10 protein-coding genes, 1 tRNA gene and 1 rRNA gene are annotated in these 9,502 nt (G+C 52.1%); 2 read left to right on the top strand and 10 right to left on the bottom strand.

Features of this window, described 5'->3' with window-relative positions; translation table 11 throughout:
• The first annotated feature begins 1 nt into the window (after position 1).
• Positions 2 to 77 (top strand) — tRNA-Thr (locus JK231_RS25150).
• A gap of 36 nt (positions 78 to 113) precedes the next feature.
• A 5S ribosomal RNA gene (gene rrf, locus JK231_RS25145) occupies positions 114 to 229 on the top strand.
• Between the two features lie 169 nt (positions 230 to 398).
• Here the strand turns inward: rrf and JK231_RS25140 are convergent.
• The 10 genes from JK231_RS25140 to JK231_RS25630 form a co-directional block, all read right to left on the bottom strand.
• Positions 399 to 1,160, bottom strand: coding sequence for an amino acid ABC transporter ATP-binding protein (locus JK231_RS25140; RefSeq protein ID WP_034830190.1), 762 nt, complete (start codon positions 1,158 to 1,160; stop codon positions 399 to 401).
• Between the two features lie 8 nt (positions 1,161 to 1,168).
• Positions 1,169 to 2,269: an amino acid ABC transporter permease gene (locus JK231_RS25135; protein ID WP_160834681.1), complete on the bottom strand. Its 1,101-nt coding sequence runs from the start codon at positions 2,267 to 2,269 to the stop codon at positions 1,169 to 1,171.
• Positions 2,270 to 2,284: 15 nt separating this feature from the next.
• Entirely contained in the window at positions 2,285 to 3,463 is a 1,179-nt protein-coding gene (locus JK231_RS25130) for an amino acid ABC transporter permease (protein ID WP_034830186.1), read from the bottom strand.
• A gap of 66 nt (positions 3,464 to 3,529) precedes the next feature.
• Positions 3,530 to 4,555 (bottom strand): amino acid ABC transporter substrate-binding protein, encoded by a 1,026-nt coding sequence (locus JK231_RS25125; protein ID WP_211729898.1) that lies wholly within the window; start codon positions 4,553 to 4,555, stop codon positions 3,530 to 3,532.
• A 541-nt stretch (positions 4,556 to 5,096) separates the two neighbouring features.
• On the bottom strand, positions 5,097 to 5,393 hold the full coding sequence (gene fis / locus JK231_RS25120; protein ID WP_003855228.1) for a DNA-binding transcriptional regulator Fis: 297 nt from the start codon (positions 5,391 to 5,393) through the stop codon (positions 5,097 to 5,099).
• A gap of 24 nt (positions 5,394 to 5,417) precedes the next feature.
• Entirely contained in the window at positions 5,418 to 6,383 is a 966-nt protein-coding gene (gene dusB / locus JK231_RS25115; protein WP_038644355.1) for a tRNA dihydrouridine synthase DusB, read from the bottom strand.
• A gap of 394 nt (positions 6,384 to 6,777) precedes the next feature.
• A complete protein-coding gene (prmA, locus tag JK231_RS25110; RefSeq protein WP_211729897.1) occupies positions 6,778 to 7,659 on the bottom strand; it encodes a 50S ribosomal protein L11 methyltransferase in 882 nt (293 codons plus the stop codon).
• An 11-nt stretch (positions 7,660 to 7,670) separates the two neighbouring features.
• On the bottom strand, positions 7,671 to 9,116 hold the full coding sequence (gene panF, locus JK231_RS25105) for a sodium/pantothenate symporter (RefSeq protein WP_034830170.1): 1,446 nt from the start codon (positions 9,114 to 9,116) through the stop codon (positions 7,671 to 7,673).
• Positions 9,106 to 9,348 carry a YhdT family protein gene (locus JK231_RS25100; RefSeq protein ID WP_034830168.1) on the bottom strand — a complete coding sequence of 81 codons (243 nt, stop codon included), beginning with the start codon at positions 9,346 to 9,348 and terminating at the stop codon, positions 9,106 to 9,108. The genes panF and JK231_RS25100 overlap by 11 nt, the downstream gene beginning before the upstream one ends.
• Positions 9,349 to 9,418: 70 nt before the next feature.
• A partial coding sequence (locus tag JK231_RS25630; protein WP_249221851.1) for a hypothetical protein occupies positions 9,419 to 9,502 on the bottom strand: 84 nt, incomplete at its 5' end.

The following is a 9,502-nucleotide window of genomic DNA, read 5'->3' as shown; positions in this document are numbered from 1 at the left end:
TGCTGATATGGCTCAGTTGGTAGAGCGCACCCTTGGTAAGGGTGAGGTCCCCAGTTCGACTCTGGGTATCAGCACCAGTTTTAAAGCGTGAGTTCGGTAAATAACAGAATTTGCCTGGCGGCTTTAGCGCGGTGGTCCCACCTGACCCCATGCCGAACTCAGAAGTGAAACGCCGTAGCGCCGATGGTAGTGTGGGGTCTCCCCATGCGAGAGTAGGGAACTGCCAGGCATCAAACACAGAAGCCCTGAACGAAAGTTCAGGGCTTTTTTGTATGTTTAAAACTCGCAACCAGGCTCAAGATTCGTCAAAAACGTCGAATGAGTTAATGCGAGATAATATCAAGGTCATAAAAAAACCTCTGCCAGATTGCGCAGAGGCTTAAGTAGCCCATTGAATATCAATGAATAACTTGAGAAAGGAAGGCGCGTGTACGTTCTGATTTCGGATTCGCGAAGAACTCCTGCGGCGGCGCTTCCTCAACAATCTCTCCGCGATCCATAAAGATCACCCGGTCCGCCACAGTACGCGCAAAGCCCATCTCGTGCGTCACGCATAACATCGTCATACCATCTTCTGCCAGACCAATCATTGTATCGAGAACCTCTTTTACCATTTCTGGATCGAGCGCTGAAGTCGGTTCATCGAACAGCATGATTTTCGGTTTCATACACAGTGAACGCGCGATCGCCACACGTTGTTGCTGCCCTCCTGACAACTGTCCTGGAAACTTATGGGCATGTTCCGCGATACGCACGCGTTGCAGATAATGCATCGCTAACTCTTCCGCTTCTTTCTTCGGCATCTTACGCACCCAAATCGGCGCCAGGGTGCAGTTTTGCAACACGGTAAGATGCGGGAACAAATTAAAATGTTGGAATACCATGCCGACTTCGGTACGAACACGCTCAATATTGCGCACATCATCGTTAAGATGGATGCCATCTACTACGATACGGCCTTGTTGATGCTCTTCTAAATGATTGATGCAACGAATAGTCGTCGATTTCCCTGACCCCGAAGGCCCACAAAGAACAATGCGTTCGCGGGGTTTCACCAGCAAGTTAATATCTTTAAGAACATGGAACTGACCATACCATTTATTCACGTTTTCGAGCGTAATCATCATGGCGTCAGCCGCATTAGTCATAATTTGTGTCATGTAAAACCTCAGTGCGATTTACGCCCGGTGTGGAAGCGCTTCTCCAGATGCTGGCTATAGCGCGACATGCTAAAACAAAAAATCCAGTAGACCATGGCAGCAAACACATAGCCTTCGGTCGACATGCCCAACCAGGTGGGGTCAACGGTGGCTTGCTGCACGCTACTGAAGAGATCGAAGAGGCCGATGATGATCACCAGGCTGGTATCTTTAAACAGTGCGATGATGGTATTCACTAAACCAGGGATGGTCAGCTTAAGTGCCTGTGGCAGAATAACCAGCATCTGCGTTTTCCAGTAGCCGAGTGCCAGTGATTCCGCCGCTTCAGTCTGCCCTTTTGGCAGTGCTTGCAAGCCGCCACGCACCACTTCTGCAACATAAGCGGACTGGAACAGAATCACGCCGACCAGCGCACGTACCAGCTTGTCGATAGTCGTGCCCTCTGCCATAAACAGCGGCAGCATTACCGATGACATAAAGAGCACGGTAATCAGTGGCACACCACGCCAGAACTCAATGAAAATCACTGACAGGGTGCGAACCACGGGCATTTTTGAACGACGAGCCAGCGCCAGCAGAATCCCCAACGGCAGCGCACCAGCGATGCCAATTGAGGCAATAATCAGCGTCAGCGTCAGACCGCCCCACTGGCGGGTTTCCACGCGATCCAGCCCCAGATACCCGCCATACATCAGCAGCCAAACAATGATCGGATAGATCACCGCCCAGCAGGCAATGTAGCGACCACGGCGTGGCATAGACTTAATGAACATGGGAACGATCGACAGTAGACCAATCACCAACGCCAGATTAATGCGCCAGCGCAATTCATGTGGATAAAGCCCATACATGAATTGGCCAAAACGTGCGTGGATAAATACCCAACATGCACCGGCTTTGGTGCAATCCGCGCGCGTTTCACCAATCCAGTTAGCCTGGAAGATCAGCCAATCCAGCGCCGGAGGAATCACACTCCAGATGATCCAGAAACTGAACAGCGTGAGCAGGGTATTGAGCCAGCTGGAGAACAGATTTTTGCGCGCCCAAAGCCAGGCTTTTCCTAGCGGATTGCTGGGTACGGGCGGTGTTTCGTGTGTGGTAACAGACATAATGATCCCGTTCTCTTATCGCTCAACTAGCGCAATTTTGCGGTTGTAGAGGTTCATCAGCAGTGAAATGAGCAGGCTGATGATCAGATAGACCGCCATGGTAATCGCAATAGTTTCAATCGCCTGGCCAGTTTGGTTCAGCACGGTACCGGCAAACAACGACACCATATCGGGATAGCCAATGGCCGCCGCCAGTGATGAGTTCTTCACGATATTGAGATACTGACTGGTTAACGGTGGAATGATCACGCGCATTGCCTGCGGGATGATGACTTGACGCATCGTGACCGGATTTGGCAGACCCAGCGAACGGGCTGCTTCATTCTGACCGTGCGGCACCGACTGAATCCCGGAGCGAATCACTTCCGCAATGAACGATGAGGTATACACAGAAAGCGCCACCGTTAACGCCGCCAGCTCCGGGATCATCACAAAGCCGCCGCGGAAGTTGAATCCGCGCAGTTCTGGTACATCCCAATGCGTTGCGGCACCAAACAATGTGTGTGCAATCAGGGGTAACAGCACAATCAAACCTGCAGCGGCTGGCCACGTGCGGCGTAACTGGCCGGTTTTTAATTGATGCTTACGGTTGAAGCGGAAAAGCGCAACGCTGCCGAGGATGGCCAGTGCCAGCGCAATCAGGAATGGCCAGGTGCCAGGTGCATACTCTGGCCACGGAATATACAAACCGCGGTTACTGACAAACGCCAGATCAAACGCATTGAGTGCCTGACGTGGCCCTGGCAGGTTGCGCAACACCGCAAAGTACCAGAAGAAGATCTGCAGCAGCGGTGGGATATTACGAAACGTCTCGATGTAGATGGTCGAGAGTTTACGCAGCAGCCAGTTTTCAGACAGACGCGCGAGCCCCACGGCGAAGCCCAGGATGGAGGCAAATACAATGCAGAGTGCGGAAACCAGCAGGGTATTGGTCAACCCCACCATAAACACGCGCGCGTAAGTATCGCCTTCGGTGTAATCGATCAGGTGTTGGACGATGCCGAAACCGGCATTGCGCTCAAGAAATCCGAAACCGGAAGTGATGCCGCGGTTGGCCAGGTTGATTACTGTGTTGTGGACCAGATATCCCACCACAGCAAGCACGGCCACAATCGCGATGATCTGGTAAAGCCAGGCGCGAACCGTAGGATTACCAAACGAAAAATCCCTCTTTACGGTTGGGCGTTGTGACATGTTGAAACCTCAGTGAAGAAAACGCTTGGGCACCGCAGGGTGCGGTGCCCGACTGGCAGAACAGACTTAGCGTACTGGTGGAGCGTACTGGATGCCGCCCTGGTTCCAGAGTGCATTCTGGCCACGCGCGATTTTCAGTGCACTGTCTTTACCCACGTTGCGATCGAACACTTCCTGATAGTTACCGACTTGTTTGATGATGTTGTAAGCCCATTTATTATCAAGTTTCAGGTCTTTACCGAAGTCACCTTCTGCACCCAACAGGTGAGCCATATCCGGGGTAGTGGGTTTGGCCGCCATCTGATCAACATTCTTAGAGCTCACGCCCATCTCTTCTGCGTTCAGCATGGCGTAAAGAGACCATTTAACGATGGTGAACCAGTCGTCATCACCACGACGTACCACAGGACCCAGCGGCTCTTTAGAGATCACTTCTGGCAGCACGATGAAATCATCTGGTTTGCCGAGTTTCACACGCAGTGCATACAGCTGAGACTGGTCGGAAGAGAGGGTATCGCAGCGGCCACTGTCGAGTGCTTTCGCTGACTCATCAGAACGGTCGAAGGTCACTGGCGTGTACTGCATTTTGTTGGCTTTGAAGTAGTCAGCCACGTTCAGCTCGGTATCGGTACCGGCCTGAATACATACGGTGGCACCATCCAACTCTTTGGCGCTTTTCAGACCCGCTTTCTTATGGGTCAGGAAGCCGATGCCGTCATAGTAGTTCACACCAGCGAACAAGAAGCCCATGCCACCATCGCGCGAAGAGGTCCAGGTGGTATTACGAGACAAGATATCCACTTCACCAGACTGGAGCGCAGTGAAACGCTCTTTAGCCGTCAGCGGGGTGTATTTCACCTTGCTTGCATCACCAAATACCGCAGCCGCAGCAGCGCGGCAAACATCCACGTCGATTCCGGTAAATTTGCCGCTGGCATCAGCGTAGGAGAAGCCTGGCAGGCCATCGCTGATACCGCACTGTACGAAACCTTTCTTTTTAATGGCATCCAGCGTGGTGCCTGCGTGCGCTTGTTGAGTAATGGCGAACAGCGAGGCTGCAGCGACCAGGGTGGAAAGCATCATCTTTTTCATAAAGCATCCTGTGTGGCGAGATCGTGTGTTGTTATGTTTGCACGCACTTTAATGTGCGCTTTTTTCTGTCTGTGGCGGTTAGCCATCCACGACTCTGCAAAGGTAATGCCAGGTTTGCAGAATCCTGAATTCACTGGAAAGATCTTTTAATAAAAGGACGCATCCAGAAATTTAGGCTACTATCGCGCACCAAAAGGCTGCATGACGAGACGACGCGATCACAAATAGTGCAAATAGTTTCACTATGTGGAAGCAGTGTGAGCCATCACTCAGGATAAAATGTATGCGTTTGCAGGGTTACGGTAGAAACAGTGCAGGATCACTGGGAAAGCGGCATGGCGGGCGTTATGACGCACAAAGCAGGCGCTAAAAAGGGGCAAAAGACGTGCGGTAAGAGAGACGAAATATCACGGATGCAATTGCAACTATCGTTACCATATCCGCGACAATTGTTTCATCCGTTGCTAACACAGGGAAACGATTGGTGAGGCACAAACAAAAACGCCAACCCGAGGGTTGGCGTTAGCGCAGCAAAGAACAATTAGTTCATGCCGTATTTTTTCAGCTTCTTACGCAGGGTACCACGGTTGATACCCATCATCAGAGCTGCACGGGTCTGGTTGCCACGGGTGTACTGCATCACCATGTCCAACAGAGGCTGCTCAACTTCAGCCAATACCAGCTCATACAGATCACTTACATCCTGACCATTCAGTTGAGCAAAATAGTTCTTCAGTGCCTGTTTTACCGAATCACGAAGTGGCTTTTGCGTCACCTGATCCTGTGAGTTAACGGTAGAAACGGTCAGTACATCAGAATTTACGCGTTGTTCGAACATAGTTCTTTCAGCTCTTTATTTCGTTTACGCAAGATTTTCGAAGTATGCCTCCAACGCCTCCAGCTGTTCGCTGGCATCCTCTATGGCGTTGAATGTGCGCCGAAACTGGTCATCAGGAGCACTTTCCTGCAAATACCAGGAAACGTGTTTACGAGCAATACGGTATCCCTTGCGCTGACCATAAAAGTCGTGCAGTTCCCGTATATGTCCAATCAGCATTTGCTTCACTTCAGCCAGCGGCTTCGGTGCCAGCAGCTCCCCTGTGTCCAGATAATGCTGGATTTCCCGGAAGATCCACGGTCTTCCCTGAGCAGCGCGTCCAACCATCAGAGCATCGGCTCCGGTATAGTCGAGCACCGCTCTGGCTTTGTGCGGGTCAGTAATGTCACCATTCGCGATAATCGGAATGGAAACGCTCTGCTTAACTGTCCGAATGCTGTCGTATTCAGCGTGCCCCTCAAACAAACAGGCGCGCGTGCGGCCATGAATGGTGAGAGCCTGAATGCCACAGCGTTCAGCCAATTGGGCAATCTCTACACAATTACGATTTTCTTTGTCCCAGCCGGTGCGAATCTTCAGCGTAACCGGTACATCAACTGCATTCACTACCGCACGGAGGATGGACTCCACCAGTGACGGATGCTGCAGCAGTGCTGAGCCAGCCATCTTACGATTCACTTTCTTAGCCGGGCAGCCCATGTTGATATCAATGACCTGCGCGCCAGACGCCACATTAATGCGCGCGGCTGCAGCCATCTCATCAGGATCGCAACCGGCAATTTGCACGGCACGGATTCCAGGCTCGTCACTATGCACCATACGCAAACGGGATTTATCACTGGCCCAAACTTCTGGGTTTGATGACAGCATCTCGGAGACAGTCATACCCGCGCCGTTCTCGTAACACAAGGTGCGAAATGGCTTGTCGGTAACGCCAGCCATAGGTGCAGCGATGAGTCGATTACGTAGCTGATGGTGTCCAATGCGCATGAAAAAGAAGTGACCCTAACTGTTCGCAAGGCGGCGTATATTACGCATTTTTTAACGAAGATGAAAGGCCAAACTTTGAACAATTCACCGTTAAACTGCGAGGAATTCGGCCTTAACAGCAATGCTACAACTAATAATCTATATAATTCAGTGCATTAAAAAATTATGCTGAAATTGTGAGCAAAAGTTTTTCTTAAAACATGCCCAAAATCACGACATAAAAACCGCCACATCCGGTAATTAGCCAGAGAAATGACGGCGATGTGATTATTAAATGTACTAATTTGATTGCTTTCAGGTAGCAGATTTTCGGCTGATATGCAGAGGGTGAGTTGCTTTCACTGTCTGATGGCCAAACAGCAAACCGGCCAGCGAAGCCAGCCGGTGATCAAACTCAGCGGCGCACGCCGGTAATACGGCACCACTCCTCTTTTTCAGCCACCGGATCAAGTACGAAGCGCTCTACATAGGCTTCGCACACCCCTTCAGCCTGGCTGGCTAATACGCCCGACAATCCCAGATGTCCGCCCGCCTTTGGCAATACGCTAATCAGCGGCGCCAGCTCACGTAGCGGGCCTGCGAGGATATTGGCGACAACCACATCAGCTTGCAGGTTTTCCGGCTGTTGATGCGGTAGATAGAGCGACAGACGATCAGAAACGCCATTGCGCTCAGCATTGTCACGGCTGGCCTGAATAGCCTGCGGATCAATATCAATCCCGATAGCCTGCGACGCGCCCAGTTTAAGGGCGGCTATTGCGAGAATGCCGGATCCACAGCCAAAATCGATCACAGTTTTGCCTTGCAGATCAAGTCCATCAAGCCAGGTGAGACAGAGCGAAGTGGTCGGGTGGGTGCCGGTACCAAACGCCAGGCCCGGATCCAGCATCACGTTGACGGCATTCGGATCCGGCACGTCCCGCCAGCTCGGGCAGATCCACAAACGTTCACCAAAACGCATCGGGTGGAAGTTATCCATCCATTCACGTTCCCAGTCTTTATCCTCGATCTGCTCGATCTTGTGATGGAAATGCGATCCCAGCAGTGGATGTTGACGCAGTTCGGCCACCACATCGTCCATCTCGGTTTCGGCGTCGAACAGACCAATCACATCCGTATCGCCCCATAAGCGTGTTTCACCCGGCAGCGGTTCGTAAACCGGGTTGTCATGGGTATCCTGAAACGTCACCGAGACGGCGCCCACGTCCATCAGCGCATCGCTCAGCGGCTCGGCATTTTCGCCGGTACTGTTAATTTTGATTTGAATCCAAGGCATAGCGTTTCTCTTTATTTCACCGCGGCGTGACGCGCTTCAGGCGTGCTGCCAAACAAATTACCCACCACGAAGGCCAGCAGGCTTAAGGTCAATGAGGGAACGATAGGGTGAAAGCCCCATAGTTCAATTTTCAGGCTGGCAAGTAAGGTATAGCAAGCCGCGCCGACAACCATGCCGCTGATAGCACCTGTCGAATTAGCGCGCTCCCAATACAGTCCCAATACCAGCGGCCAGAGGAACACGGCTTCCAGTCCGCCAAAGGCCAGCAGATTGAGCCAGATAATCATATCCGGTGGATTCCACGCCGCCAGTAACAGCAATATGCCCAGCACGAAAGTGATAGTGCCGGATAGCATACGCAAGCGCGATTCATTCTCGCTGTGCTGTGGCGCAATACGCAAATAGAGATCCTTGATCAGCGTAGCGGAGGATTGCAGCAGCTGCGCGTTAATCGTTGACATGATTGCTGCCATCGGTGCAGCGAGAAACACGCCGGCTGCCATTGGCGGCAACACGGTGATCATCAGCGTCGGGATCACGCGATCCGGAACAGTGAGATCCGGCAGAATGGCACGACCTAACGCCCCCGCCAGATGCATGCCGAGCATTAGAATCACCACGACGATGGTGCCCAGAATGATGCCGCGATGCATGGCTTTACTGTCTTTATAGGAGATACAGCGCACCGCAGTATGCGGCAAACCAATCACGCCAAAGCAGACCAGCACGGCGAAAGAACTCAGGAATGTCGGATTAATGACGTTGCCAACACCTTCCGGCGACACGAGTTGGGGATCGATGGTGCGCAGTTTCGTCACGGCCGTTTCGAGTCCACCCGCCTGATGGATAATGGCAAACAGCAGCAGGAAGGTGCCGACCAGCATTACCAGGCCTTGCATTGCATCGTTGAGTACGCTGGCACGGAAGCCGCCAAACGCGGTATACAGCGCGATGGTGCCACCAAAAATTAATAAGCCGGTGTCGTAAGGAATACCCGCAGCGGTTTCCAGCAAGCGTGCACCGCCAATAAACTGTACGGTCATTGCGCCAACAAAAGCCACTAATAAGCTAATACTGGAGAGCCAAATCAGCAGTGTGCTGCCGTAGCGGCCATATAGCATGTCATTCAGCGTCACAGCGTTATAGCGGCGCGCGAGAATGGCGAATTTCTTTCCTAATACACCGAGCGAGAGCCACACCGCCGGCACCTGAATCATCGCCAGCAATACCCAGCCAAGACCATATTTATAGGCAGCACCCGGCCCGCCAATAAACGAACTGGCACTGATGTAGGTGGAGGTAATCGTCATGGCCAGCACAAAACCACCCATCGAACGGCTGCCGAGGAAGTATTCGGTGAGGAAATTGCCCTGACGCTGTTTGCGCATCGCAAACACCGATAAACCGGCGATCAAGACCAGATAGGCTAATAGCGGCAGAATGATTTCACTGTCCATCTTGATCCTCAAGCGACATGTCGCGATACAACAGGCGAACCATCACCCAGCAAAGGACGATAAATAGCAGCGGGGCGAAAATGCAGGAGAGCTCAAACCAGTGCGGTAATCCGGTGATGCCGCTCTCATTGCCGCCTAGCCAGGCACTTAGGCCCCAGACGGCGAGGTACGCCAGCGTCAGATAAAATGCCCAGCGCGCCTCTTTGTTCGCTTGTAAAAAACGCCAATCCATCATGCAACCTCAACGGTAACAAAAATGAAAAAGGCCGGATTAACCGGCCTTTGTTTGCTCTGCGCTGCGATTACTTCTCGTGCAGGCCGAGTTTTTTCTCCAGATAGTGGATGTTGGTGCCACCCTGCTGGAAATGTTCGTCGGACATGATTTT

The sequence above is a fragment of the Pantoea sp. JGM49 genome (genome assembly GCF_018257655.1).
Classification (GTDB): Bacteria; Pseudomonadota; Gammaproteobacteria; order Enterobacterales; family Enterobacteriaceae; genus Pantoea; species Pantoea communis.
Note: the sequence above shows the minus strand (reverse complement) of the source record. Positions and strands in the feature narration are given on the sequence as shown.

What these genes read in the sequence shown, in the direction of transcription:
- JK231_RS25140 (WP_034830190.1), bottom strand. Translation starts at nt 1,160, where the DNA reads ATGACACAAATTATGACTAATGCGGCTGACGCCATGATGATTACGCTC.
- JK231_RS25135 (WP_160834681.1), bottom strand. Translation starts at nt 2,269, where the DNA reads ATGTCTGTTACCACACACGAAACACCGCCCGTACCCAGCAATCCGCTA.
- JK231_RS25130 (WP_034830186.1), bottom strand. Translation starts at nt 3,463, where the DNA reads ATGTCACAACGCCCAACCGTAAAGAGGGATTTTTCGTTTGGTAATCCT.
- JK231_RS25125 (WP_211729898.1), bottom strand. Translation starts at nt 4,555, where the DNA reads ATGAAAAAGATGATGCTTTCCACCCTGGTCGCTGCAGCCTCGCTGTTC.
- fis (WP_003855228.1), bottom strand. Translation starts at nt 5,393, where the DNA reads ATGTTCGAACAACGCGTAAATTCTGATGTACTGACCGTTTCTACCGTT.
- dusB (WP_038644355.1), bottom strand. Translation starts at nt 6,383, where the DNA reads ATGCGCATTGGACACCATCAGCTACGTAATCGACTCATCGCTGCACCT.
- prmA (WP_211729897.1), bottom strand. Translation starts at nt 7,659, where the DNA reads ATGCCTTGGATTCAAATCAAAATTAACAGTACCGGCGAAAATGCCGAG.
- panF (WP_034830170.1), bottom strand. Translation starts at nt 9,116, where the DNA reads ATGGACAGTGAAATCATTCTGCCGCTATTAGCCTATCTGGTCTTGATC.
- JK231_RS25100 (WP_034830168.1), bottom strand. Translation starts at nt 9,348, where the DNA reads ATGGATTGGCGTTTTTTACAAGCGAACAAAGAGGCGCGCTGGGCATTT.